Here is a 25,491-nt window from a genome sequence, read left to right as displayed (position 1 = left end):
ACCACTCGCGTCGAGGTAGTGCCCCTCGCGTCGAGGTAGTGCGCGGGCGGCTCTGGTAGACCGGAGCCGTGACCGAGAACCCCCTGGAGCAGTTCACCCTCGACGACCTGCGCCGTCGTACGTCCGTGAAGTGGCGCGCCTACCCGCCGGACGTGCTGCCGCTGTTCGTCGCCGAGATGGACACCCCCGTCGCGCCCGCCGTCGTGGACGCCGTGCAGGGCGCGCTCGCCCTCGGCGACACCGGGTACGACGTCGGCACGACGTACGCCGAAGCCGTCGCCCCGTTCGCGCAGGAGCGCTGGGGGTGGACGCCCGACGTCGCGTCCAGCCGGACGATGCCCGACGTCATGGTCGCGATCGTCGAGGTGCTGCGCGTCCTCACGTCGCCGGGCGACGCCGTCGTCGTCACGCCGCCGGTGTACCCGCCGTTCTACGGCTTCCCCGGCAACGAGGGACGCCAGGTCGTGGAGGCACCCCTGGGCGCCGACCTGCGGCTCGATCTCGGCACCCTCGAGACCGCCTTCGCGCGCGTCACGGGCGCCGCCGCCCACGGCACGGGGCCCGGCTCCGGGCGGCGCGCCGTCCTGCTGCTGTGCAACCCGCACAACCCCACGGGCACCGTGCACACCCGCGCGGAGCTCGAGGCGGTGCTGGCGCTGGCGGACCGGTACGGGGTGCGGGTGGTGGCCGACGAGATCCACGCGCCGTTCACGTTCGAGCGCGTGACCGCCGGCGCGGCGCCCTTCGTGCCCCTGCTGTCGGTGGCGGGGGCGGAGCGCGCGATCGTCGTGCAGTCGGCGTCGAAGGCCTTCAACCTCGCGGGCCTGCGGGCGGCGGTCGCGCTCGGCGGGCCGGGCGCCGTGGACGACCTGCGCCGCATCCCCGAGGAGGCGGGGCACGCCGTCAACCACCTCGCCGTCCTGGCGCACACCGCCGCCTACCGCGACGGCGGTCCGTGGCTCGACGCCCTCCTGGCCGGCGTGCACGCGAACCGCGCGTTGCTCGCACGCATGCTCGCGGAGCACGCGCCCGCCGTGCGGCTGCAGCCCGCCGACGCCACCTACCTCGCCTGGTTGGACCTGCGCGCCGCACTGCCCGGCGGGGTCCCCGCCGCCGACGCCGCCGCGTTCGTCCTGGAGCGCGGGCGCCTCGCCCTCGAGGACGGCGTGCGCTTCGGCGCCGGCGGCGCGGGGTGGCTGCGCCTCAACCTCGCGACGTCGTCGGCCCTGCTCACCGAGGCCGTGCAGCGCCTGGCGCGGGCCCTCGGCACGGCTTGAACTACCTCGGCACGGCTTGAACTACCTCGGCGGGGCCGGGACTACCTCGCGGCGTAGTCCGGGGCCGGGCTGACACCGAACGCCTCCTCGAGGGTGGCGGTGCCGGCGAGATGCATCGGCACCGTCAACCCGGTGCCCACGTACCGCAGGTGCCAGGGCTCGGGGGAGTACCCGGTCACGGCCTCCTGGCCCTCCGGGTACCGCACGACGAACCCGTGACGCCACGCCTGGTCGGCCACCCACCGCCCTGTCTCCGTGCTCCCGAACTCGGTGTACGGGGTGCCGGCCTCGGCGACGTCGGCGGCAAGGCCGGTCTGGTGCTCGGAGAACCCCGGCCGCGCGGAGAAGGTGTCGGCGGCGCGGCGGCCGTGCCCGCCGACGTACCGGTCGTACAGCCGCGCCTGGTACTCCTCGGAGCGGTAGCCGGACGCGAGGACCAGCTCGTGGCCCGTGGCGTCCCGGGCGGCGTCGGCCAGCCGTTCCAGGGCGTGCGCGGCGTCGGGGCGCAGCCGGTCGTGCTCGCCGAGGGCGCGCACGTCGGGCCGCACGAGGTCGTCCGGCGCCCAGCCCGCGGGGGTGACCGGGCGGGTCTTGTTCACGAGCACCGTCGGGTCCGCAGGGTCGTGGCTCGGCGCCCACGTCCGGCTCAGGATCGACCCGCTGCCGGGCCGCGGGTCGGGCAGCGCGGCGCTCGCGTCGCCCGCCGGCACGACGGTTCCCGCGACGGTCAGGAGGCCCGCCAGGGTGCCCGCCACGGCAGCGCCACGAAATCTTTGCGGGACCGTGACCACGACACGGGGGGACATGCCGACAAGGTTGCCAGGAAGCCGATAATCTCGCCAAGGTGCGCCGCCGACACCGCCTCGCCCTCGCCGTCCTCCTGACCCCCGTCGTCGGCGTGCCGCTGGTGGCGTGCACGGGCTCCGACGTGCCGCCTGCCGACGCCGCCGCCGAGGAGCTGGTGACCGCGCTCCGTGCGGGCGACGTGAGCGGCGTGGCGTTGCAGGCGCAGGGCTCCGTGGACGTGCAGACGCAGCTCACCCAGGTGCTCGAGCCGCTGGTCGACGCCTCGGGCGAACGGGAGCGTTCGGTGACCCTGGCGGAGGTCGGCAAGCCGGTCACGGAGGACGGCACGACGACGGCGGTGGCCACGCTGGACTGGTCGTGGCCCGTGGGGCGCGACGTCACCTGGGAGTACAGCACGGACGTCGACCTCGCCTACACCCCGCCCGAGAGCGGCGACGGCGAGGGGGCCTGGCGGGCGGTGTGGCGGCCGGACGTGCTGGTGCCCGACCTCGAGCCGGGCGAGCGGCTGCAGGTCAGGACCCTCGACGCGGACCGCGGCGACCTGCTGGACGGCGACGGGAAGCCGATGGTCACCGAGCGGGGCGTGTGGCACATCGGGGTCGACAAGACGACGGTCGAGGGGCTCGGGCAGGAGTCGGCGGCCCGCGACCTGGCGCAGCTGGTGGGCCTCGAGCCGAACGAGTTCTTCGCGCGCGTCGACGCCGCCGGGGACAAGGCGTTCGTCGAGGCGATCACGATCCGCCAGAAGAACGCGGGCGTGGACTTCACGGTGGACGAGGCCCGGGACATCATCGGGGTCCGGGCGATCGAGGACACCCTCGAGCTGGGGCCCACGAGCACCTTCGCCGTGCCGATCCTGGGCCGCGTCGGCGAGGCGACGAAGGAGATCGTCGAGGAGTCGGACGGCGCCGTGCAGGGCGGCGACGTCGTCGGCCTGTCCGGCGTGGAGCGCGCCTACGACGACCAGCTCACCGGCTCGCCGGGCGTCCTGGTGAGCGTGGTCACGGGCGGGGGCGGCGACGTCGGGCTGGACGGTGAGCCCGTTGAGGACGACGACGAGGGCCGCGAGCTGTACCGCGTCGACCCCGTGGACGGCACCCCCGTGACCACCACGCTGGACCAGCGCCTGCAGAAGCACGCGGAGGAGGTGCTGGACGACGTCGACCCGGCCAGCGCGATCGTCGCGATCCGGCCGTCCGACGGCGCCGTCGTGGCCGCGGCGAGCGGGCCCGGCAGCGAGGGCTGGTCGACGGCCACGCTCGGCCAGTACCCGCCGGGGTCCACGTTCAAGGTGGTGGACGCGCTCGCGATGCAGCGCGCCGGGATCACCCCCGACACCGAGGTGTCCTGCCCGGAGCACCTCACCGTGGACGGCCGCACGTTCGGCAACGTGCCCGGCTACCCGGCGTCGGCCACCGGGGAGGTGCCGCTGCGCACGGCGTTCGCGCACTCGTGCAACACGGCGATGATCGGGCAGCGCGACAAGGTGGCGCAGGCGGACCTCGCGACCGCGGCGTCCGACCTCGGGCTGGTCGACGACGAGGTGGCGGCGCCCGTGCTGGGCGTGCCCGCGTTCCTCGGCGCCGTTCCCGCGGAGGCGGGCGGCACCGAGCACGCGGCGTCGATGATCGGCCAGGGCAAGGTGCAGGCGTCGCCGCTGGGCATGGCGACGGTCGCCGCGAGCGTCGCCGCCGGCCACCGGGTGCAGCCCGTGCTGGTGCGCGACGAGACGGGCGAGGAGAAGGAGACCTCCGCCTCGCCGTCGGCCGAGGAGGAGGCGCCGGAGAAGGCCCCGAAGGAGCCCTCGACGCCAGGGGTGGCGGAGGACGAGGCCGCCGTCCTGCGCGACCTGATGCACGGCGTCGTGACCGAGGGCAGCGCGGACATGCTGCAGGACGTGCCGGGCATCGTCGGCGCCAAGACGGGCACGGCGCAGTACGGCGACGGGTCGAAGCAGCACGTGTGGATGCTCGCCATCGTGGACGACCTCGCGGTGGCGGTCTTCGTGGAGGACGGCCACCGCGGGTCGGACACCGCCGGCCCGCTCATGGAGGACTTCCTGGCGGGTCTGTGACCCCTCAGGATGAGCAGGTCGCCGGCGTCGATCCCTGCCGTCATCGGCGTCTCGATGAACCCGGGGTGCACCGAGGTGACGCGCACGCCGTGCGGCCCGAGCTCGAGCGCGACCGACTCGGTGAGCCTGCGGACGTGAAACCAGGGAGGCAACAGGTGTCGTCTCACTCGACTTCACCCGCCGCCCCAGGAGTGAGCCCGCAGGGCCCGGCCTAGTCTCGAAGACGCCGCATCGCCGTCGTCGAGGGGGAGCGCCATGGTCAGCAGGACCCGAGGGAGCGGCCGTCGCCGCATCCGCAGCGGGGACGTCGAGCTCAACCCGGTCTTCGTCCGCCCGGGGGAGACGCGCTCGGTGCCGCGCGACCGCCTCCCCGCGGGGGAGTCGCTGCCGGAGACGGCGTTCCAGATCGTCCACGACGAGGCCATGCTCGACGGCAACGCGCGGCTCAACCTCGCCACCTTCGTCGGCACCTGGATGGACGACCACGCCGCCCGCCTCTACCTCGAGGCCGCGGACAAGAACATGGTCGACAAGGACGAGTACCCGGCCACGGCCGCCGTCGAGGACCGCTGCTGGCGCATGCTCGCCGACCTGTGGCACGCCCCCGACCCGCACCACGCGATGGGCACCTCCACCATCGGATCGTCCGAGGCGTGCATGCTCGCCGGGCTGGCGCTCAAGCGGCGGTGGCAGCAGGCACGGCGCGACGCAGGGAAGCCGGTCGGCACCCCCAACCTCGTGATGTCCAGCGCGGTGCAGGTGTGCTGGGAGAAGTTCTGCAACTACTTCGAGGTCGAGGCGCGCTACGTGCCCATCAGCGAGGAGCACCGGGTGCTCGACGGCCACGACCTCTCGACGTACGTCGACGAGGACACCATCGGCGTCGTCGCCATCCTCGGCGTCACCTACACGGGCATGTACGAGCCGGTGACCGAGATCGCGGCCGCGCTCGACCGGATCCAGGCGGACACCGGGCTGGACGTGCCGATCCACGTGGACGGCGCGTCGGGCGCGATGGTGGCGCCGTTCGTGCAGCCCGACCTGGTGTGGGACTTCCAGGTGGAGCGGGTCGCGTCGATCAACACCTCAGGGCACAAGTACGGCCTCGTGTACCCGGGGCTCGGGTGGGTGGTGTGGCGCGACGAGGAGGCCCTGCCCGAGAGCCTGGTGTTCCGGGTGAGCTACCTCGGCGGCGACATGCCGACGCTCGCGCTGAACTTCTCCCGGCCCGGGTCGCAGGTGCTGCTGCAGTACTACATGTTCCTGCGGCTGGGGCGGGCCGGGTACGAGGCCGTGCAGAACGCGTCGTCCGACGTCGCGCGGTTCCTCGCCGACGGCGTCGCGAAGATCCCCGCGTTCGAGCTGTGGAACGACGGCTCCGACATCCCCGTCTTCGCGTGGCGGCTCAAGCCGGGGCACACGGAGAACTGGAACCTCTACCACCTGTCCGACCGGCTGCGCACGCGCGGCTGGCTCGTGCCGGCCTACCCCATGCCCGACGACCTCACCGACGTCACCGTGCAGCGCGTCGTCGTGCGCAGCGGGCTCAGCCAGGACCTCGCGGCGTCGTTCCTCGCCGACCTCGAGGAGGAGACCCGCTACCTCGACGCCCTCACCGGCCCGATGCCCACCGAGGGGCAGCACACCGGCTTCATCCACTGACGGTCAACGGGCGAAGCGCTCCCGGCGCTCGCGGACGCGCCCCGCGCCGCGCCCGCCGTCGGCGTCGCGGTCCCAGGTGTACACCTCGACGCCGGTGACGAAGACGTGCTCGGCGCGCGAGCCGACGTCGAGCGGGTCGCCCGACCAGACGACGACGTCGCCGTCGAGCCCGGGCGTCAGCGCGCCGACGCGGTCGTCGAGGCCGAGGAACGACGCCGGGTTGACGGTGAGCGCCTCCAGTGCGACCCGCGGGTCCAAGCCCTCCTTCACGGCGAAGGACGCCTGGTGCACGAGGAAGTTGATCGGCACCACCGGGTGGTCGGTCGTGATGGCGACGCGCACGCCGGCCGCGGCGAGGCGAGCGAGGTTGGCGACGTCCCGGTCGCGCAGCTCCACCTTGGAGCGGGACGTGAGCAGGGGACCGTAGATCACCGGCACGTCCCGCTCGGCGAGCACGTCGGCGATCGCGGCGCCGTCCGTGCCGTGGTTGACCACGAGCCGGTAGCCGAACTCGTCGGCCAGCCGCAAGGCGGTGGCGATGTCGTCCGCGCGGTGGGTGTGCTGGTCCCAGGCGAGCTCGCCCGCCAGCACGCGGGCGAGAGTCTCCTTGCCCAGGTCGCGCGCGAACGGCTCGCCCTTGGCCTCGGCCGCGTCGCGCTGGGCCGCATAGTGCTGCGCGTCGAGGAACGCCTGCCGGATGACGGCGGCCACGCCCAGGCGGGTGGACGGCTGCTTCTTCTGCTCGCCGTACACGCGCTTGGGGTTCTCGCCGAGCGCCGACTTCACGGAGACGGCGTCGCTGATCACCTGCTCGTCGACCGTGCGCCCGCCCCACGCCTTGATCGCGACCGTCTGGCCGCCGATCGGGTTCGCCGAGCCCGGCTTCACGACGACGGACGTCACGCCGCCCGCGAGCGCGTCGCGGAAGCCCTCGTCCTCGACGTTGATCGCGTCCAGCGCGCGCAGGTGCGACCCGTCCGGGCCGGTCTTCTCGTTGGTGTCGTCGCCGGCCCAGCCCTCGGCCTCCTCGTGCACGCCCACGTGCCCGTGCGACTCCACGAAGCCGGGCAGCACCCACCGGCCGCCCGCGTCGAGCGTGGGCACGCCGTCGGGCACCGCGACGTCCGCCCCGACGGCTTCGATGACGCCGTCCCTGATCAGCACGGTGCCGTTCTCGACCGGCAGCCCGTCCACCGGGACGACGTAGCCGTGCGTGATCGCGACGGACGAGCGGGCGGTGCGGATCGGCGAGGTCATGCCGCCAGCATGCCGTCATGACGATGCCTTGGCGATACCGTGACAACATGCGGACCCGACATCTACACGTGTTGCGGCACGGCGCCGCGGACCCGTTCGGGGAGCTCACGCCGGACGGGGAACGACAGGCGGAGCTGGTCGGCCGCCGGCTGGCGGCCGTGCCTGTCGACGTCGTCTGGCACTCGCCGCTGTCGCGTGCGGCGCGGACCGCCGAGGTCGTGGGGGCGCAGCTGCCCGGGGTTCGGGTGGCGCCGGCGCCCGAGCTGATCGACCACGTGCCCTGCGTGCCCGACCCTCTGCCGCCCGCCTGGGCCGGGTTCTTCGACGGCTACGACGCCGCCGAGGCGGCCGAGGGCGCGCGGCTCGCGGCCAGGCTCACCACGCGGTTCGCACGCGCCGGTGACGCGGAGACCCACGAGGTGCTGGTCACGCACGCGTTCCAGGTGGCGTGGCTGGTGCGGGACGCCCTGGGCGCGCCGCCCGAGAGCTGGCTCCGGCTGCCGTACGCCAACGCCGCGCTCACGACCATCGAGTACCGCGACGACCGCTCCACCGCGCTGGTGACGTTCAACGACATGGGCCATCTGCCCCCGGAGCTGCGCTGGACCGGGTTCGGGCCGGTGGCGCGCCCCTGAGCCCCGCTCACACCGTCGTCGGCACGTTCTCCTCCAGCTCGGCGAGCCAGGCGGCGGCGGAGGCGTCGGACGGCATCCGCCAGTCGCCGCGCGGGGAGAGCGAGCCGCCGGCGGCGACCTTCGGCCCGTTCGGGATGGCGGAGCGCTTGAACTGCGACGAGAAGTAGCGGCGGAAGAAGACGAGCTCCCACTTCCGGATGGTCGCCAGGTCGTAGGCGGACCGCTCGTCGTGCGGGAAGTTCGGGGGCCACTCGCCGGCGTCGGGGTCGCGCCAGGCGTGCCAGGCGAGGAACGCGATCTTGGACGGCCGCAGGCCGTGCCGCAGCGTCCAGAACAGCGTGAGGTCCTGCAGGGCATAGGGGCCGATGGCGGCCTCGGTGGACTGCGGCGCCTCGCCCTCGCCGGCCGGGACGAGCTCGGGGGAGATCTCCTGGCCCAGGATCTCCAGGAGCAGGGCGTTCGTGTCCGTCTCGAACTGGCCGGAGTCCGCCACCCAGCGGATGAGGTGCTGGATGAGCGTCTTCGGCACGCCGGTGTTCACCGCGTAGTGCGACATCTGGTCGCCCACGCCGTACGTGCACCAGCCGAGCGCGAGCTCCGACAGGTCGCCCGTGCCGAGCACGATGCCGCCGCGGTGGTTCGCGAGCCGGAACAGGTAGTCGGTGCGCAGGCCGGCCTGCACGTTCTCGAAGGTGACGTCGTAGACCTTCTCGCCCGCTCCGTACGGGTGGCCCAGGTCGCGGAGCATCTGCTCCGCGGCGGGCCGGATGTCCAGCTCCTCGAAGTGGACGCCGAGCGACGTCGCGAGCCGGGTGGCGCGGTCCTTCGTCTCCGACGACGTCGCGAAGCCCGGCATCGTGATCGCGTGGATGTCGGTGCGGGGCCGGCCGAGCCGGTCCATCGCGCGGGCCGCGACGATCAGCGCGTGCGTCGAGTCCAGGCCGCCCGAGACGCCGATGACGATCTTCGGCTGCCCGATCGACCGCAGCCGCTGCTCCAGCCCGGCCACCTGGATCGAGTACGCCTCGTAGCAGTCCTGGGCGAGGCGCTCCGGGTCGTCGGGCACGAACGGGAAGCGGTCCACCTTGCGGCGCAGGCCGACGTCGCCCGCCGGCGGGTCGACGGTCCACCCGACGGTGCGGAACCCCTCGACGCGGGCGCCGAGCGCGCGGCGGTTGTCGTCGAACGACCCCTGCCGCAGCCGCTCCTGGCGCAGCCGGTCGAGGTCGACGTCGGCCACGGAGCGGCGCGCGCCGTCGGGGAAGCGCTCGGTCTCGGCGAGCAGGTCGCCCACCTCGTAGACCATCGTCTGGCCGTCCCACGACAGGTCCGTGCTCGACTCGCCCTGCGCCGCGGCGTACGCGTAGGCGGCCAGCCCGCGGTGCGACGCGGAGCGCACCATGAGCCGGCGGTCCTCCGCGCGGGCCACGGTGATGGGGCTGGCGGACAGGTTGAGCAGCACCGTCGCGCCTGCCAGCGCCGCCTCGGCCGACGGAGGCACCGGCACCCACAGGTCCTCGCACACCTCGACGTGCACGACGAGGCCGGCGACGTCGTCGGCCGCGAACAGCAGGTCGGGGCCGAACGGGACGGGCCCGTCCGTGAACGGCAGCGTGACCGTGGCGCCGCGCCGGTCGTCGCCGGGCGCGAACCAGCGCTTCTCGTAGAACTCGCGGTAGTTCGGCAGGTACGACTTGGGCGCGACGCCGAGCACCCGACCGCCCTGCACGACGACGGCGCAGTTCAGGAGGCGGTTCCCGACCTCGAGCGGCGCCCCGACGACCAGCATCGGGCGCAGGTCCGCGCTGGCCTCGACGACGGCGGCGAGCGCGTCCGACGTCGCCTCCAGGAGCGTGTCCGCGAGGTGCAGGTCGTCGATCGCGTACCCCGAGACGCACAGCTCGGGGAAGACGGCGACCGCGACGCCGTCGTCGTGGCACGCGCGCGCCTCGGCGAGGATCGCGGCGGCGTTCGCGCGAGGGTCGGCGACGGTGACGGGGACGGTGCAGGCCGCCACGCGGGCGAAGCCGTGGGCGTAGGCCGAGGTGAAGTCCACCCCCCGAGTGTAGGAACGCTGCCGGTGCCCGCGAGACTTGTCAGAGCCAGGACGGGTCATACCCCGCTGTCGCTCTGACAGGTCGCGGGGCTCGCGGAGCTGTCAGAGCCACGGCGGGCCATACCCCCACCTGGCTCTGACAACTCGGCGGGTCGCTAGGGTCGGGCCGTGCACCCGAACCTCGCGCGCCGTCGTCGCGCCCTCGCCGTCCTGGTTCCCGCCGTGCTGGCCTTGAGCACGATGCTCGGCGTCGCCGTCGCGCAGCCCGCCAGCGCGCACGACCGGCTCCTGTCCTCGGACCCGGCCGACGGCGCCACCGTGGAGGAGGCGCCCACGGAGCTCACGCTCGTGTTCAGCGCGGACGTGCTGGCCGCGGGCGCGCAGGTGGCGGTCACGACGCCGGACGGCACCGTCCCGGCGGAGGTCGCCGTCGACGGCGACGAGGCCGTCGCCGCCCTGCCCGACGACCTGCCCGGCGGCGACTGGGACGTGGCGTGGCGCGTCGTCTCCTCCGACGGCCACCCCATCGAGGGTGAGCTCGCGTTCACGGTCGACGCCCCGTCGCCCTCCCCGAGCGTCTCCCCGAGCACAGCCGAGTCGAGCCCCACGACGAGCGCGACGCCGACGCCCTCGGGCGACCTGACGGCGTCGGCCGGGCATGTGCACGACGGCGGGGGCACGCCGGGCGCCGACCTGGACGCCGACGGCGAGGCGGGCTGGGCGACGGCGTGGCTGTTCCCCGTGGCCGTGCTGGCGGTGGTGGGCGTGGCGGCCGCCGTCCTGCTGCAGAGGCGCCGCCGCGCCGCCGACGACGCGCACGACGCCGGTGCCGGTCCGCACAAGACCGGCGAACCGCGCGAGCCGGGCGAGACGCCCGGCGACGACGACCGCCCGGCGACCTGACCGCCGCCTTCGAGCACGCGATCTGTCCCGCCATGACGGCAGATACCGGGACAGATCGCGTGCTCGAAAGGTTCCCGATTCGAGGTGTCCGGCACGCCACGCGCGGAAAAGTCGCAGGAATCCGCGGATGTTCCCTAGTGTGTTCCCCGTCCTCCCGGCGCGAGCCGGGTGGCGCAAGAACGTGACGACGCGCGGGTCGCGTGCGTCGTGAACCGGAGAAGGGATGCACATGTCGCTGAACAAGTCCGAGCTGGTCTCGGCCATCGCCGGCAAGGCTGAGCTCAGCAAGGCGGACGCGGAGAAGTTCCTCGGTGCCTTCCAGGAGGTGCTCGAGGAGTCGCTCGCCAAGGGCGAGGCGGTCAAGGTCACGGGTCTGCTCTCGGTCGAGCGCGTCGAGCGCGCGGCCCGTACCGGCCGCAACCCGCGCACGGGCGAGGAGATCCAGATCCCGGCCGGCTTCGGTGTGAAGATCAGCGCCGGCTCGCTGCTGAAGAAGGCCGTCGCCAAGTGATCTTTCGCTGACACGACCGCCGCGTCGCGTCAGCGCTCCGGAGGCCCGCCGCCCGCATCCTGCGAGCGGCGGGCCTCCGGCGTTCCCGGACCTGGCAGAGGGCGCGGCCGGTCCGTCCGTGAGCGACTCGAGGCTCAGGCCCTCACAGGTCGCCCGTCTTCTCGAGCCGCTTCATCGCCACCCAGCCGATGGGCACGCGGGCCCAGTAGGTGACGACGCGGTAGAGCATCGTCACGGTGACGGCCAGCGACGCCGGGATGCCCGCCGCGGTGAGCCCGGCGATGAGCGCGCCCTCGACGCCGCCCAGGCCGCCGGGGGTGGGCACCATCGCGCCGACGGAGTTGCCGACCAGGTAGATCACCGCGACGTCGATGAGGTTGAGCGACTGCCCGAACGCGGCCAGGGCGAAGTCGAACGCCAGCACGTAGCCCAGCGTCATGATGACGTTGCCCCCGAGGCCCAGCGCGAGGCGGGTGGGCTGGCCCAGCATCGCCGACAGCCGGGGCCAGACCTGCTCGAGCGTGGGGCGGGCCTTCTCCCACGCCCACCGGCGGACGGCCGGCACCAGCAGCGTGGCGACGACGGCGATCGCGACGCCCGCGATCGCCAGCAGCACGGTCGTCGACGGCAGGTCGATGAGGCCGCCCGATCCGGTGGACACCGACAGCACGACGAGCAGCAGCACCGTGACGACGAACTGTGACAGCTGGACCAGCGCGACGGTCGCCACCGCCATCGGGGTGGCGACACCCCGTCGGGTGAGCATGCGCAGGTTGAGGGCGGCCGGGCCGATGCCGGCGGGCGCCGCGAGAGAGACGAACGACCCGGCCATCTGCGTGAGCGTCGCGCGCCACAGGGGCAGCTTCTCCGGAGAGAACGCGGTGAACGTCAGGGCCGCGCCGAACCAGGTGAGGGCCCCGAGCAGGAACGACGCCGCCACCCACCACGGGTTCGCCTCGGTGATCGCGGAGGCGATCTCCTCGAAGTTCAGGGTCGTGACGATCACGGTGACGGCCACGATCGTCAGCGCGAGCGTGATGACCGTGCGCGCGCCGAAGCGGGTGATGTTCTGCGGCTGCACGTCGGCCTGCGGCAGCCGCTCGACGAGCGCCTCGCGCAGCTCGTCCAGCAGACCCTTCGCGCGCCGCACCTCGTCGCGCGTCGGGCTGGGCAGCGCGATGGACTGCAGCAGGGGACCGATGGCGGCGATGTCCTCGTCCGGGAGCGCCCGCACCGCGGAGGCGAGCGCGCGGCGTGCTCCGACCTTCAGCGCGAGCAGCGCGAGCATCTGCGTGAGATCCAGGCGCCGCGACAGGGTGCCCGACGCGATCTCGCCCTGCTCCCACCCGGTGAGCCACACGTGCGGCGCGCCGGACAGGTCGCGGTGCACCAGCACGACGTCGGCGGTCAGGGCGTGGTGGGTCAGCCCGGCGTCGTGCGCCCGCCGCAGCTGCTCCCACGCCTGTGCGAGCACCGCGTCGCCGCGCGACCCGTCGAGGTCGTCCGGCTCCAGGTCGCGCAGGGAGACGGCCCCCCGCGCGTGCTCCTGCACCAGGACGACGGAGTCGTCCGCGACGCCGATGCCCTCCAGCCGCGGGGTGCGGACGCCCGCCGCCTGGGCCGCGTACGCGAGCAGGGCGGTGCGCTCGGCCGCGGCACGCAGCGAGATCGCCGCGCGGCCCTCCAGGCCGCGCAGCCGCAGCGCGCGCCACAGCCGCTGCACCGTGGTCAGCACCTGGCGGTCGCCGTCGAGCACGACGACGTCGCGGCGGGGCTCGCCGTCGCCCGTGAACAGCGCGTACACCCGGTTGTCGCCGGAGCGGGTGAGGGCCACGGCCGCCGCGTCCGCCGTCGACGGGTCCTGCGGCAGGGTCACCTCGTCGTCCGCGGTCTCGTCCACCTCGTCGCCGTCGGCGTCGTAGGACGCCACCGGGTCCTCCGGGACGGCGGGCGCGCCGTCGGCGTCGGCCTCGTCGTCGACGACGGTGGAGACGTCGCGCACCCGCACCAGCGCCGTCGGGTGGAACCCGGCCCGGCGCACGGCCGCCACGAGGTCGGCGCCGTACGCGCGCTCGCTGCGCACGCCCGACACGTACTGCACGGCCTGCCCGGCGAGCCGGCCCAGCAGCAGGGCGACCAGCACGCCCGGCAGCGACACCTGCCCGGTGATGAGCACGATGAACAGGGCCAGGTACAGCACGTTCCACGACCAGCGCACCGTGCGCCGCCGGGTGCGCGGGCCTGCCGTGGTGAGCAGGCCGGCGATGGCGGCGACGTAGCCGGGGACGGTGAGCTGCCAGGCCCCGTCCCGGTACACCGACAGCCCGCGCACCAGCTCGTCGCTGCCGAACGTGGAGATCGTGAGCGTCGCGACGACCCCGAGCACGAGCCCGAGCGCCGCGGCGCAGATCGACTCCACCACCTGCCGCCCCAGCCGGCGCCAGCCCAGCTCGACCAGCACGGCCGCGGGCACGAACAGGGTGATGAGCCCCTCCAGCACCTGGACCGGGATGAACAGGATGCGGGCCAGGAGGGAGCTGAACGTCCGCACGTCCTGGGTGACGCCCTCGGTGGTGGCGTGCGCGACCACCGACAGCACCAGCACCAGGGCCACGCCCAGCGCGCTGACCACCATGCCGAGCATGTCGGACGGGTGCCGCACGCGGGCCTCGGGGGTATCGACGACGCGCACGAGATCGGTCGCCGTGCCGTGGTCGGAGGCGTCGCCGCCGAGCAGCGCCTGCAGCGGGCCGGTCGGCGGCGCGGGCTCGCCCGCGGGGTCCCGGTGCGAAGGATCCTGGGCAGGACCCGCGGTGCTCGCTCCGGACATGCCGGAAAGTCTAGGTGTTACCGGGCCTCACGGCCTGTGACACGAGGCGGAGAGCGGTGGTAGGTTCCCGGACCACGATGCGAACGTGCCTCCGGGTGTGACCCATACCCGTGACGGGGGCGACACGCCGGTGTGCTAGAAACCCGCATCGTGACGAGTCCGCGGCCACCCGCCGCGGCCGGCCTGGACGAAGGGGACCATGACCATGAGTGCCATCAGAGGCTCGCGACGGCTGCTCGCAGGCGCCGCAGGGACAGCAGCCCTCGTGCTGGTGCTGACCGCGTGCGGCGGCGGCTCCGGCGACGGCGGGAGCGGCGACGGCGGAGGCAGCGCCGAGTCGCTGGTCATCGGGACCACGGACAAGATCACGTCGCTCGACCCGGCCGGGTCGTACGACAACGGGTCGTTCGCGGTGATGAACCAGATCTACCCGTTCCTGCTCAACACGCCGTACGGCAGCCCGGACGTGGAGCCGGACATCGCGGAGTCGGCGGAGTTCACGTCGCCCACGGAGTACACGGTGAAGCTCAAGCCGGGCCTGAAGTGGGCCAACGGCAACGACCTCACCTCCTCCGACGTGAAGTTCACCTTCGACCGCCAGCTCGCGATCGCGGACGAGAACGGCCCTTCGTCGCTGCTGTACAACCTGGACTCGGTCGAGACTCCCGACGACACGACCGTCGTCTTCAAGCTCAAGAGCGAGAACGACCAGATCTTCCCGCAGATCCTGTCGTCGCCGGTCGGCCCGATCGTCGACGAGGACGTCTTCTCGGCCGACGCCGTGACGCCGGACCAGGAGATCGTCGACGGCAAGGCGTTCGCCGGTCAGTACTCGATCACGAGCTACAAGGCCAACGAGCTCATCAGCTACGAGGCGTACGAGGGCTACCAGGGCATCCTGGGCGAGGCCAAGACGCCGAAGATCGCCGCCAAGTACTTCACGGACGCCTCCAACCTCAAGCTCGAGGTGCAGGACGGCTCGGTGGACGTCGCGTTCCGCTCGCTGTCGCCCACGGACATCGAGGACCTGCGCGGCGACGACGCGGTCCAGGTCGTGGACGGCCCCGGCGGCGAGATCCGGTACATCACGTTCAACTTCAACACCCAGCCCTACGGCGAGAAGCAGCCCGACGCCGACCCGAAGAAGGCGACGGCGGTGCGCCAGGCGGTGGCCGACCTCATCGACCGGCAGGCGCTGGCCGACCAGGTCTACAAGGGCACCTACACGCCCCTGTACTCCTTCGTGCCCGACGGCCTGACCGGCGCCACGGAGCCGCTCAAGGAGATGTACGGCGACGGCCAGGGCGGACCCGACGCGGACAAGGCGAAGAAGACGCTCGAGGACGCGGGCGTCACGACGCCGGTCGAGCTGAACCTGCAGTACTCGAACGACCACTACGGCCCGTCGTCGGGCGACGAGTACGCGCTCATCAAGGACCAGCTCGAGGAGAGCGGCCTGTTCAAGGTCAACCTGCAGACCACCGAGTGGGTGCAGTACTCCAAGGACCGCACGGCCGACGTCTACCCGGCGTACCAGCTCGGCTGGTTCCCGGACTACTCGGACGCGGACAACTACCTCACGCCGTTCTTCCTCAAGGAGAACTTCCTGGGCAACCACTACGTGAACCAGGACGTGGAGGACATGATCCTCGAGCAGGCCGTCACCGCCGACGAGGCGAAGCGCACCGAGCTGCTGGGCCAGATCCAGGAGGCCGAGGCCAAGGACCTGTCGACCGTCCCGTACCTGCAGGGTGCGCAGGTCGCGGTCACGGGTGCCGACGTCACGGGCGCCAAGGACACGCTCGACGCGTCGTTCAAGTTCCGCTACGCGGCGCTGGCCAAGGGCTGAGAGACGGACTGAGCTCTTCCCGTGGCCTCACGTAGTACGGCAGGAAGCGCACTGGGACGCTACATCCTGGTGCGCTTCCTGCTCATCATCCCCACCGTGTTCATCCTGGTCACCACGGTCTTCGTGCTCATGCGCGCGACCGGTGACCCCATCACCGCCGCCCTGGGCGGCAAGCTGCCGCCCGACCAGCTCGCCGAGCTGATCCACGCGGCCGGGTACGACCGGCCCATCGTGGTGCAGTACTGGGAGTACCTCACCGGAATCTTCTCCGGCGACTTCGGCACCACGATCAGCGACAACCGGCCCGTCACCGAGGTCCTCACCACGTACGGCACCGCGACCCTGGAGCTCGCCTTCTACGCGGTCCTCGTGGCACTCGTGCTGGGCGTGCCGTTCGGCATGGTCAGCGGCTACTTCCGCGACCGCCTGCCGGACGCGGTGCTGCGCATCCTCGCGATCCTCGCGTACGCGACGCCGGTGTTCTTCGCCGGCCTCATCCTCAAGCTCGTGTTCTCCGTCTGGTTGGGCTGGTTCCCCGTGGCCGGGCGGGTGTCCACGGACGGGGAGATCGCGATGCAGCTCGCCGGGGCGGACTCCGGCTTCATGCTGGTCGACGCGTTCAAGACCGGCGACCCCGAGGTCGTGCTCGACGTGCTCTCGCACGCCGTGCTGCCCGCCGTCGCCCTCGGCCTGCTCACGGCCGGCGTGTTCCTGCGTCTCGTGCGCACCAACATGATCGGCACGCTGGGCACCGGGTACATCGACGCCGCGCGCTCGCGCGGCGTCAAGGAGAGCCGTCTCGTGCGCAAGCACGCGTGGCGCCCGGCGCTCATCCCCATCATCACCGTGGCCGGTATGCAGGTCGCGATGCTGCTGGTGGGCGCCGTGCTCACCGAGACCACGTTCGAGTGGCGCGGCCTCGGCTTCCAGCTGTCCGAGTACCTGCAGGCGCGCGACTTCGTCGCCGTGCAGGGGATCGTCGTGCTGATGGCCGTGGTCGTGGCGGTGACGAACTTCCTCGTGGACGTCCTCGCCGCCCTGATCGACCCGAGGGTGAGGTACTGATGACCAGCGGAGAGATCACGAGCGTCGGCATCGCCGGCGCGGCCCCCGAGCACGTGGGCGGCCGGGGCGCCTGGTTCAAGAAGCTGCCCGTGGTGCACCAGGTGCGGCAGAGCGTCGGGCTGCAGCGCGGCATGCTGGTCGCGGGCCTCGTCCTGACGGCCCTGTTCGTGCTGGTCGCGGTGTTCGCGCCGCTGCTGGCGCCGTACGGCTGGTCGCAGCTGCGCGACCTCGACGGCGCGTTCGGCGCCCAGATGCCCCCGAGCGCCGAGCACTGGTTCGGCACCACGGTGGGTGGCTACGACGTGCTGTCCCGCGTGGTGTGGGGGGCGCGCACGGCGCTGCTCGTGGTGATCGTGGCGGTGCTGTCGTCGATCGTCGTCGGCGTGCTGCTCGGCCTGGTGTCCGGGTACTTCGGCGGCTGGCTCGACCGGGTGCTCGTCGTCGTCGCGGACGCGATCTACGCGTTCCCGTCCCTGCTGCTCGCGATCCTGCTCGCCATCGTCATCTCCGGCGGGCAGTCGAGCATGTGGGGCGGCATCCTCGCCGCCGCGCTGTCGATCACGGTGGTGTTCGTGCCGCAGTACTTCCGGGTGGTGCGCGCCGAGGTGGTGCGCATCAAGGCGGAGGCGTTCGTCGACTCGGCGCGCGTGCTCGGCACGGGGCACTGGCGCATCATGACGCGCCACGTGCTGCGCAACTCCACGCGCACCCTGCCGCTCATCGTCACCCTCAACGCGTCGGAGGCGATCCTCACGCTCGCCGGCCTCGGCTTCCTCGGCTTCGGCATCGAGCCGACGGCGGCCGCGGAGTGGGGCTACGACCTGCAGCGCTCGCTCGCCGACGTCACCTCCGGCATCTGGTGGACCGCGCTGTTCCCGGGCCTCGCCATCGTCCTCGCGGCGATGGGCATGACGCTCATGGGCGAGTCGCTCAACGACCTGGCCGACCCGCGCCTGCGCTCGCGCGCGCGCTCGGGGCAGGTGGCCGGCGCGGTCGCCGCCACCTCGGTGGAGGCGGACGCCTCCGACCCCGAGAACCCGGCGTCCGCCGAGCGCGAGAACCCGAAGGGAGGCGACGCATGAGCACCGAAGCATCGAACGGCGCCGTCGCATCGAACGGCGCCGTCGCGTCGATCAAGGACCTCGCGGTCTCGTTCGCCACGGACGCCGGCCCGGTGCGGGCCGTCGACGGCGTGAGCCTCGACGTCCAGCCCGGCGAGGTGCTCGCCGTCGTCGGCGAGTCCGGCTCGGGCAAGACCGTCACGGCCAAGACCATCCTCGGCCTGCTGCCGGAGACGGCCACGACGAGCGGCGCCGTCGTCCTCGCGGGGCGCGACGGTGCGACGACCGACGTCGTGAACGTGTCGGCGGCAAAGCTGCGCCAGGTGCGCGGCCGTGACGTGGCGATGGTGTTCCAGGAGCCGTCCAGCGTGCTCAACCCCGTGTACACGGTGGGGTGGCAGATCGCCGAGGGCATCCGGGCGCACGGCGACGTGTCGAAGAAGGAGGCGCGGCGCCGCGCGATCGAGGTGCTCGGCACGGTCGGCATCCCCGACCCCGAGCACCGCGTGGACCACTACCCGCACCAGTTCTCGGGCGGGCAGAAGCAGCGCATCGTCATCGCGATGGCGCTGGTGCTGGGGCCGAGCCTCATCGTCGCGGACGAGCCGACGACGGCGCTCGACGTCACCGTGCAGGCCGAGATCCTCGACCTGCTGCGGCACCTGCGCGACGAGACGGGCACCGCCATCGTGCTCATCACGCACAACATGGGCGTGGTGGCCGACCTGGCCGACCGCGTCGCCGTGATGTACCAGGGCAAGGTCGTGGAGCAGGCGCCGGTGCGCGACCTCTTCGCCGACCCGCAGGCCGACTACACGAAGGCGCTGCTCAAGGCCGTGCCGCGCGTCGGGGAGGGCACCGCCCGCGCCGTCGAGCGCGCGGCCGCCCGCCCCGAGGGGTGGGCGTCGTCCGAGCCGGTGGTGCGGGCCGAGGGCCTGACCATCACCTACCCGGGCAGGTTCCGGCAGCCGGCGTTCACCGCGGTGGACGGCGTGGACCTCGCGATCCGCCCCGGCGAGGTGCTGGGGCTGGTGGGGGAGTCGGGCTCGGGCAAGACGACGATCGCCCGCGCCATCGCCGGCCTGACGCCCGTCAGCGGTGGGTCGCTGCGCGTGCTCGGCACCGAGATGCGCGGCGCCAAGGGGCGCGACCTCAAGGCGATGCGCCCGCGGCTCGGGTTCGTGTTCCAGGACCCGGCCACGTCGTTCAACCCGCTGCTCACCATCGCCGAGTGCGTTGCGGAGCCGCTGGTCGTGCACGGGCGGGCGCGGAACCCGGAGGCCGCGCGCGGCCGCGTCGACGCGCTGCTCGAGGCCGTGCAGCTGCCCCGCAGCTACGGCGACCGCTTCCCGCACGAGCTGTCCGGCGGGCAGCGGCAGCGGGCGTCGTTGGCGCGCGGACTGGCGCTCGACCCGGAGCTGCTGATCGCGGACGAGCCGACGTCGGCCCTCGACGTGTCCGTGCAGGCGCGCGTGCTGGAGCTCTTCGCCGAGCTGCAGAAGGAGCTCGGCTTCGCCTGCCTGTTCGTGTCGCACGACCTGGCCGTCGTGGACCTCCTCGCCGACCGGATCGCGGTGCTCTACCGCGGGCACCTGGTCGAGGAGGGCACCGGCGAGCAGGTGCTCGGCGGTCCGCGCGAGGACTACACCAAGCAGCTGCTGGCCTCGCTGCCGCTGCCCGACCCGGAGGCGCAGGCCGCGCACCGGGACGGGCTGCACGCCCTGCGCGCCGCGAGATAGAGAACCCTTCCCCGCGAGATAGAGAGGTCGGGTTCTCTATCTCGCGGGCTAGAGGCCGAGCGCGTCCTTCCACTCCTGTGGCAGGAGCGCGTAGCCGACGAACGCGACGACGTCGAGCAGGGTGTGCGCGACGACGAGCGGCACCACCCGCTGCCGGCCCCAGCGGCTGGTGTAGAACCACGAGAAGACGACGCCCATCACGACGTTGCCGAAGAACGGGCCGATGCCCTGGTACAGGTGGTACGAGCCGCGCAGCAGCGAGCTCCACACCACGAACCACAGGCGGGACCAGCCGAGGTCGCGCGTGCGCTCGTGCAGGTAGGCGACGGCCACGACCTCTTCGAGCAGCCCGTTCTGCAGGGCGGCGACGACCAGCACGGGCACCGTCCACCAGTGCTCGTTCAGGGCGCTGGCCTGCACGGACACGGTGATCCCCAGGGCCCGCCCCAGCAGGTAGAACGCCAGCCCGGGGATGCCGATGGCGGCCGCCAGCCCGAAGCCCCACGCGACGTCGCGGCCGGGGTGCGCGTCCTCCAGGCCCCAGTCGAGGCCGATCCGACGGCGCGTGCCCCGCCACGTGGCGCCCGCCCGTCCGCTGAGCAGGTACAGCGCCAGCGCGACCGGGACCAGTGCGAAGAAGATGCCCAGCAGCTGATAGGTGAGGTCGAGGAGCGAGCGGTCCGACTGGCTGGCGTTGAGGGTCGCGGACTGCTCCGCGAGCGGGGTCTCGGCCGTGAGCCTCGCGATGATGTTGACCAGCGCGTACACGCCGCTCTGCCCCAGGCTGAGGCCCAGCACGATCCAGATCTCGGCGGTGGTGCGGCGGCGGGCGGCGGGCGTCGCGGCGGGGGCCACGGGGGCCAGGACGGCGGGCTGCTCGGCGGTCACGGGGTCAGCGTAGGCCGCGCCGCCGCGAACCTCAGCAGCACCTCAAGGCGGTCACCGGGTGATGCCCGGGCGGCTCCGAGCGTGGTGCCAGGCAGTTCCCTTCCATGACGCTCCAGGAAACGAGGAACCATGTCCACAGCACAGTCAGCACCGCGACGTCCGTCCCGGCTCTGGGCGACGGTGCTCGGCGCCGTCGTCGCCCTGTCCGCCACGGTTGGCCTGTCCGTGGCGGCCGCCGCTCCGGCGTCCGCGGCCCTGCCGTACTGCACGTCGTCGGTGACCGAGCAGAAGGTCATCCACGGCGCCTACCGCTCCGCGAAGATCCCGTCGCGCAGCGGCAATGTCTCCTGCCAGATGGCGCAGGGCGCGAACGGCAAGCACGTCAACGCGCTCCAGGCGGCGCTCAAGAAGTGCTACGGCCAGAACATCGCGGGCGACGGCGACTTCGGACCGGCCACGAAGCAGGCGCTGAAGAACGCGCAGTCCGCCATCAACAAGAAGCTGGCTGCGTCGGGGAGCAAGACCCGGATCAGCGTGGACGGCATGTACGGGAGCGAGACCCGCACCTACCTGAACTGGCCCTTCTACGGCGGGTACGTCCAGTACTGCATCCGCCTCTGACGGCCGTGAGTGCCGGCCTAGCCGTCCTCCCGGGAGGGCCGGCCGGGACGCCGGGCGGGTGCCGCGTCGCGCGGCAGCCGTCCGGCGTCCTTGAGCGCCCGGCGCAGCAGCAGGTCGATCTGCGCGTTGACGCTGCGCAGGTCGTCGGCGGCCCAGCGGGCGACGGCGTCGTGGATCGCGGGGTCCAGGCGCAGCAGGACCTGCTTGCGGACGGGCCGGGCGGGGCGGCCGGGACGCCCGGAGCCCGGGGACGACGGCGCGTCGTCCCCGGGCTCGTCCCCAGGTGCAGGGGCGGCGGGCGTCACTGGTACAGCGATCCCGCGTTGACGACGGGGGTGGCGCGGCTCTCGCCGCACAGCACCACCAGCAGGTTGGACACCATGGTGGCGCGGCGCTCGTCGTCGAGCGTGACGACGCCCTCGGACTCGAGGCGGTTCAGCGCGTCCTCGACCATCGACACGGCGCCCTCGACGATCCGCGACCGGGCGGCGATGATCGCGCCCGCCTGCTGGCGCTGGAGCATGGCCTGCGCGATCTCGGGGGCGTACGCGAGATTGGAGATGCGGGCCTCGACCACCTCGACGCCGGCGACGGCGACGCGGGCCGCGACCTCGGTCGCGATCTCCGCGGACACCAGCTCCGTGGCGCCGCGCAGCGACTCGACGCCGTCCCCGCCGTCGTACGGGTGGGACATGGCGACGTGCCGCAGCGCCGACTCGGCCTGCACGGAGACGAAGTCGTCGTAGTCCTCGACGGCGAAGCTCGCGCGGGCCGTGTCGGCCACCTGCCAGACGACGATCGCGGCGATGTTGATCGGGTTGCCGTCGGCGTCGTTGACCTTCAGCTCGCTGGTCTCGAAGTTGCGGACCCGCACGGAGACGCGGCGACGGGTGGTCAGCGGCACGGTGAGCACGAGCCCGGTGCGGCGGATCGTGCCGAGGTAGCGGCCGAAGAGCTGGACGACGAGCGTCTGGCCGGGGCTGATCACGCCGATGCCGGTGAGCAGCAGGACTGCCACGACGAGGGCGACGACGCCGAGCACGGACACGGCGGAGGCGCTGGCCAGGGCTGCGACGCCGGCGACGCCCAGCACGATGACCAGGAGCACGGCGACGAGCGCGCCCCCGGCGCCGAGGGACCAGGCGGCGCGCTCCTCGACGTCGACGCGGGTGCCGTCGTGGCCGACGGGACGGCCGGCGGGGGTGCCGCCGGTGGTGGCCTGCGGGGGAGTGCTGTCGCTCATCGGTGCTCCTGGGTCGGGGGACGCGAGGTCTCGTGCGCTGCGATAGCAAAGTGATATCACATTTTTGGGGGGTTGTGCACGGGGCTGCGCGATGCCATGATCGACAAATCAGTTTGCAGCACAAAGTTCTCTGCCGGACCCCGAGAGGTAGCGATGACCGACCACCCCGACCGCCCCGACGACGACGCCGGGCTGGCCGCTGCCGACTCGCTCCGGCTCATCCGCGAGCAGCAGGACCGCGCCCGCGCGGCCCTCGGGCCGGACGGCCGCGCGCTCTACGGTGCGTGGGGCGTCGCGTGGCTGGCCGGCTACCTGGTGCTGTGGTTCAGCGCGCAGGGGCGCGAGCAGCCGGAGGCCTGGGCGTACTGGGTCTTCGCCGGTGCGCTCGCCGCGGCCGTCGTGTTCACGATGGTGCACACCATGAGCCGCACCTCCGGCACGCGCGGCGTCTCCGCCCGCACGGGCGCGATGTACGGCTGGGCGTGGATGCTCGGCTTCCTCACCTTCAGCGCGTTCCTCGGCGGGCTCGCGCGCGCCGGCGCCGACGGCGAGCTCATGGGCCTCGCCAGCAACGGCGGCGCGTGCCTCGTCGTCGGGCTCCTGTACCTGGGCGGGGCGGTCGCGTTCGACGACCGCAGCCTCTTCGTCCTCGGGGCCTGGATCCTGCTGGTCGCCGCGGCCGCCACGCTCGTCGGCCTGCCCCTCACCTACCTCGTGATGGCGTTCGCGGGCGGCGGCGGCTTCCTCGTGATGGCCCTCGTCGAGCACCTGCGCATCGTGCGCCGACGGCGGCGCGCGGGGGAGGGGGCGGGCCGTGGCTGACGCCCTCGACCCGGTCATCCACGCGCCCGCCCGGCTGCGGGTCGTCGCGACGCTCGCCGCGCTCGACGCCGGCGACGAGCTGAGCTTCCCCAGGCTGCAGAAGCTGCTCGACATGACCGCCGGCAACCTGTCCACCCACCTGCGCAAGCTCGAGGACGCGGGGTACGTCCGCGTCACCAAGACCCACGAGGGTCGCACCCCCGCGACGTACCTCGCCCTCACGCAGCACGGGCGTCGCGCCTTCGAGGACTACCAACAGGCCCTCACCGGCCTGCTGAGAGGAGCCGGATCATGACCCGCACCCGACCGCCCGAGCGCGCGCCCGCCGTCGCGCCCCCGTCCCCGGCAGCGACGGACCGCTCTGCGGACGCCGTCGTCGGCGTGCGCGGGGTGACGCGCCGCTTCGGCGACGTCGTCGCGCTCGACGACGTGTCGCTCGACGTCGGCCCGGGAGAGCTCGTGGGGCTGCTCGGGCCCAACGGGGCCGGCAAGTCCACGCTGCTCTCGCTGGTCAGCGGGCAGCGTCGCCCCGACGCGGGCACCGTGCGCCTGCTGGGCGGCGACCCGCGCGACGCCGCCAGCCGCGCCGGCCTCGGCATCACCCCGCAGGAGACGGGGCTGCCCGCCACGCTGCGGGTGCGCGAGGTGGTCGACTTCGTCGGCGGGCACTTCGCCGACCCGGTGCCCACCGGCGAGCTGCTGGAGCAGTTCGGGCTCGCCGACCTGGCCCGCCGCCAGACGGGCGCCCTGTCCGGCGGGCAGAAGCGGCGCCTCGCCGTCGCGCTGTCGCTGGTGGGGCGGCCGCGCGTCGTCCTGCTCGACGAGCCCACCACCGGGCTCGACGTCGGCGCCCGCCAGGCGCTGTGGGACGCGATCCGCGCCTACCACGCGGCCGGCGGCACGGTGCTGCTCACCAGCCACTACCTCGAGGAGGTGCAGGCGCTGGCGCAGCGCGTCGTCGTCATCGACCGCGGCGTGGTGCGGGCGGACGACGCGCTCGACGCCATCCTGCGGCGCGTGGGCCTGCGCCGGGTGGCGCTGCGCGCGACGGCCGACCTGGCCACGTGGCCCGGCGTCGTGCGCGCCGAGCGCCTCGACGACGGCACGCAGGAGCTGTACACGGCGGACGCCGACGAGCTCGTGCGGTCGCTGGTGCGCGGCGACGTGGACTTCCACGACCTACGCATCCGGGGCGCGAGCCTCGAGGAGGCGTTCGAGGAGATGGTGACGGAGGCGGACCGATGAGCGCGACGACCCCTGCCCGACCGGCGGCCCCCGGGCCGCTGGCGCTGACGTGGCTGCACCTGCGCTACCAGTTCCTCGAGACGGTGCGCGTGCCGATCGCGGTGCTGGGCAACATGCTGTTCCCCGCGCTGGCGATGTTCTTCTTCGTGGTGCCGCAGCGCGAGGTGGCGAACAACCCGCTGTGGGCCACGATGTCGGTGGCGAGCCTCGGCCTGTTCGCCGTCTGCTCGGCGAGCCTGTTCACCTACGGGCTGGGCGTGGCCGAGGACCGGCAGCTCCCGTTCGACCCGTTCCTGCGCTCCCTGCCCGCGGGCCCCGGGCCGCGGATGGTCGCGCGGATCGGCAACGGCGCGATCTTCGCGCTGTTCGGGCTGGTGCCGCTCATCCTCATCGGCTGGCTGTTCACCGCCGCGACCGTGACGCTCGGGCAGCTGCTCGCCGGGGTGGGCACCATCCTGCTGGTGTCCGTGCCGTTCGTGCTGCTGGGCATGGCGGTGGGGTACTCGCTGTCCGCGAAGGCCGCGCTGCCGGTCGTGCAGGCGGTGCTGTTCCCGCTGGCGTTCGCGGGCGGCCTGTTCCTGCCGCCGCAGGCCTTCCCGGGGTGGCTGGACGCGATCTCGCAGGCCACCCCGACGCGCGCCGGTCGTGACCTGCTGGTGCAGGCACTCACCGGCGAGCCCGCCTACGGGCTGGCGTGGGTCGTGCTGCTCGGCTGGACCGTGCTGTTCGCCGTCCTGGCCGTCGGCGCCTACCGCCGCGACGAGGGTCGCCGCTTCCGCTGAGCCGCCGGTCGCCCAGCCGGTGTGTTGTGAGCGCGATTTCGGGGACTATTCGTGACCGAATAGTCCCCTGCTGAACTCCACGGACATTCGAAAGCTTTGAGGAAGTAGGACATCTTGCTCGACGTCAACGTCTTCGACGAGCTGCGTATCGGCCTGGCCACGGC

Annotated in this window: 22 protein-coding genes and 1 pseudogene; 15 read left to right on the top strand and 8 right to left on the bottom strand. The window is 73.1% G+C overall.

From position 1 onward, the window contains the following. The first annotated feature begins 68 nt into the window (after positions 1-68). Positions 69-1,277, top strand: coding sequence for an aminotransferase class I/II-fold pyridoxal phosphate-dependent enzyme (locus ABZ493_RS11330; protein WP_430582267.1), 1,209 nt, complete (start codon positions 69-71; stop codon positions 1,275-1,277). Between the two features lie 41 nt (positions 1,278-1,318). Here ABZ493_RS11330 and ABZ493_RS11325 read toward each other — a convergent pair whose 3' ends face one another. Further along, on the bottom strand, positions 1,319-2,083 hold the full coding sequence (locus ABZ493_RS11325; RefSeq protein ID WP_430582266.1) for a M15 family metallopeptidase: 765 nt from the start codon (positions 2,081-2,083) through the stop codon (positions 1,319-1,321). Between the two features lie 38 nt (positions 2,084-2,121). Here ABZ493_RS11325 and ABZ493_RS11320 point away from each other — a divergent pair, with 38 nt between their 5' ends. After that, positions 2,122-4,158, top strand: a complete 2,037-nt coding sequence (locus ABZ493_RS11320; protein ID WP_430582265.1) for a penicillin-binding transpeptidase domain-containing protein — start codon at positions 2,122-2,124, stop codon at positions 4,156-4,158. Positions 4,159-4,187: 29 nt separating this feature from the next. On the opposite strand, the pseudogene ABZ493_RS11315 reads toward ABZ493_RS11320, so the two are convergent. After that, positions 4,188-4,298 (bottom strand): annotated as a pseudogene (locus ABZ493_RS11315) (SDR family oxidoreductase); the annotation flags it as partial. A 115-nt stretch (positions 4,299-4,413) separates the two neighbouring features. On the opposite strand from ABZ493_RS11315, the gene ABZ493_RS11310 reads away from it, so the two are divergent. After that, entirely contained in the window at positions 4,414-5,820 is a 1,407-nt protein-coding gene (locus ABZ493_RS11310; protein WP_430582264.1) for a glutamate decarboxylase, read from the top strand. Positions 5,821-5,823: 3 nt separating this feature from the next. Here the strand turns inward: ABZ493_RS11310 and ABZ493_RS11305 are convergent, their stop codons facing one another. Further along, positions 5,824-7,077, bottom strand: coding sequence for an amidohydrolase (locus ABZ493_RS11305; protein ID WP_430582263.1), 1,254 nt, complete (start codon positions 7,075-7,077; stop codon positions 5,824-5,826). 47 nt (positions 7,078-7,124) lie between these two features. Between ABZ493_RS11305 and ABZ493_RS11300 the strand changes: the two genes are divergently transcribed. After that, entirely contained in the window at positions 7,125-7,712 is a 588-nt protein-coding gene (locus tag ABZ493_RS11300; protein ID WP_430582262.1) for a histidine phosphatase family protein, read from the top strand. A gap of 7 nt (positions 7,713-7,719) precedes the next feature. Here ABZ493_RS11300 and ABZ493_RS11295 read toward each other — a convergent pair whose 3' ends face one another. Continuing rightward, on the bottom strand, positions 7,720-9,768 hold the full coding sequence (locus tag ABZ493_RS11295; protein ID WP_430582261.1) for an NAD(+) synthase: 2,049 nt from the start codon (positions 9,766-9,768) through the stop codon (positions 7,720-7,722). A 168-nt stretch (positions 9,769-9,936) separates the two neighbouring features. Here ABZ493_RS11295 and ABZ493_RS11290 point away from each other — a divergent pair, with 168 nt between their 5' ends. Further along, entirely contained in the window at positions 9,937-10,671 is a 735-nt protein-coding gene (locus tag ABZ493_RS11290) for a copper resistance CopC family protein (RefSeq protein ID WP_430582260.1), read from the top strand. A gap of 229 nt (positions 10,672-10,900) precedes the next feature. Continuing rightward, a complete protein-coding gene (locus ABZ493_RS11285; RefSeq protein ID WP_429730220.1) occupies positions 10,901-11,182 on the top strand; it encodes an HU family DNA-binding protein in 282 nt (93 codons plus the stop codon). Between the two features lie 142 nt (positions 11,183-11,324). Here the strand turns inward: ABZ493_RS11285 and ABZ493_RS11280 are convergent, their stop codons facing one another. Beyond that, complete coding sequence (locus ABZ493_RS11280; RefSeq protein WP_430582259.1) at positions 11,325-14,012, bottom strand: lysylphosphatidylglycerol synthase transmembrane domain-containing protein; 2,688 nt, start codon at positions 14,010-14,012, stop codon at positions 11,325-11,327. A 199-nt stretch (positions 14,013-14,211) separates the two neighbouring features. On the opposite strand from ABZ493_RS11280, the gene ABZ493_RS11275 reads away from it, so the two are divergent. The 4 genes from ABZ493_RS11275 to ABZ493_RS11260 are packed head-to-tail and all read left to right on the top strand — an operon-like array spanning position 14,212 to position 19,726. Next, positions 14,212-15,861, top strand: a complete 1,650-nt coding sequence (locus ABZ493_RS11275) for an ABC transporter substrate-binding protein (RefSeq protein ID WP_430582258.1) — start codon at positions 14,212-14,214, stop codon at positions 15,859-15,861. A gap of 21 nt (positions 15,862-15,882) precedes the next feature. Next, positions 15,883-16,926 (top strand): ABC transporter permease, encoded by a 1,044-nt coding sequence (locus ABZ493_RS11270; protein ID WP_430570972.1) that lies wholly within the window; start codon positions 15,883-15,885, stop codon positions 16,924-16,926. Continuing rightward, positions 16,926-18,008, top strand: a complete 1,083-nt coding sequence (locus ABZ493_RS11265) for an ABC transporter permease (RefSeq protein WP_430582257.1) — start codon at positions 16,926-16,928, stop codon at positions 18,006-18,008. Before ABZ493_RS11270 ends, ABZ493_RS11265 begins: the two co-directional genes overlap by 1 nt. Continuing rightward, positions 18,005-19,726, top strand: a complete 1,722-nt coding sequence (locus tag ABZ493_RS11260) for an ABC transporter ATP-binding protein (RefSeq protein WP_430582256.1) — start codon at positions 18,005-18,007, stop codon at positions 19,724-19,726. Before ABZ493_RS11265 ends, ABZ493_RS11260 begins: the two co-directional genes overlap by 4 nt. A 48-nt stretch (positions 19,727-19,774) precedes the next feature. On the opposite strand, the gene ABZ493_RS11255 is transcribed toward ABZ493_RS11260, so the two are convergent. Beyond that, a complete protein-coding gene (locus tag ABZ493_RS11255; RefSeq protein ID WP_430582255.1) occupies positions 19,775-20,614 on the bottom strand; it encodes a CPBP family intramembrane glutamic endopeptidase in 840 nt (279 codons plus the stop codon). 129 nt (positions 20,615-20,743) lie between these two features. On the opposite strand from ABZ493_RS11255, the gene ABZ493_RS11250 reads away from it, so the two are divergent. Beyond that, on the top strand, positions 20,744-21,235 hold the full coding sequence (locus ABZ493_RS11250) for a peptidoglycan-binding domain-containing protein (protein ID WP_430582254.1): 492 nt from the start codon (positions 20,744-20,746) through the stop codon (positions 21,233-21,235). Between the two features lie 17 nt (positions 21,236-21,252). Here the strand turns inward: ABZ493_RS11250 and ABZ493_RS11245 are convergent, their stop codons facing one another. Then, entirely contained in the window at positions 21,253-21,540 is a 288-nt protein-coding gene (locus ABZ493_RS11245; RefSeq protein ID WP_430582253.1) for a hypothetical protein, read from the bottom strand. Beyond that, positions 21,537-22,478, bottom strand: a complete 942-nt coding sequence (locus tag ABZ493_RS11240) for an SPFH domain-containing protein (RefSeq protein ID WP_430582252.1) — start codon at positions 22,476-22,478, stop codon at positions 21,537-21,539. The genes ABZ493_RS11245 and ABZ493_RS11240 overlap by 4 nt, the downstream gene beginning before the upstream one ends. Before the next feature lie 153 nt (positions 22,479-22,631). On the opposite strand from ABZ493_RS11240, the gene ABZ493_RS11235 reads away from it, so the two are divergent. From ABZ493_RS11235 to ABZ493_RS11220, 4 genes are read left to right on the top strand one after another with little or no spacing between them, the layout of a single operon-like run. Further along, a complete protein-coding gene (locus ABZ493_RS11235; protein WP_430582251.1) occupies positions 22,632-23,300 on the top strand; it encodes a hypothetical protein in 669 nt (222 codons plus the stop codon). Further along, entirely contained in the window at positions 23,293-23,595 is a 303-nt protein-coding gene (locus tag ABZ493_RS11230; RefSeq protein ID WP_430582250.1) for a transcriptional regulator, read from the top strand. The genes ABZ493_RS11235 and ABZ493_RS11230 overlap by 8 nt, the downstream gene beginning before the upstream one ends. After that, positions 23,592-24,545 (top strand): ABC transporter ATP-binding protein, encoded by a 954-nt coding sequence (locus ABZ493_RS11225; RefSeq protein ID WP_430582249.1) that lies wholly within the window; start codon positions 23,592-23,594, stop codon positions 24,543-24,545. Before ABZ493_RS11230 ends, ABZ493_RS11225 begins: the two co-directional genes overlap by 4 nt. Next, entirely contained in the window at positions 24,542-25,327 is a 786-nt protein-coding gene (locus ABZ493_RS11220; RefSeq protein ID WP_430582248.1) for an ABC transporter permease, read from the top strand. The genes ABZ493_RS11225 and ABZ493_RS11220 overlap by 4 nt, the downstream gene beginning before the upstream one ends. The last annotated feature ends 164 nt before the right edge of the window (positions 25,328-25,491 follow it).

The sequence above is a fragment of the Isoptericola sp. NPDC019482 genome (genome assembly GCF_040632295.1).
Classification (GTDB): domain Bacteria; phylum Actinomycetota; class Actinomycetes; order Actinomycetales; family Cellulomonadaceae; genus Isoptericola.
Note: the sequence above shows the minus strand (reverse complement) of the source record. Positions and strands in the feature narration are given on the sequence as shown.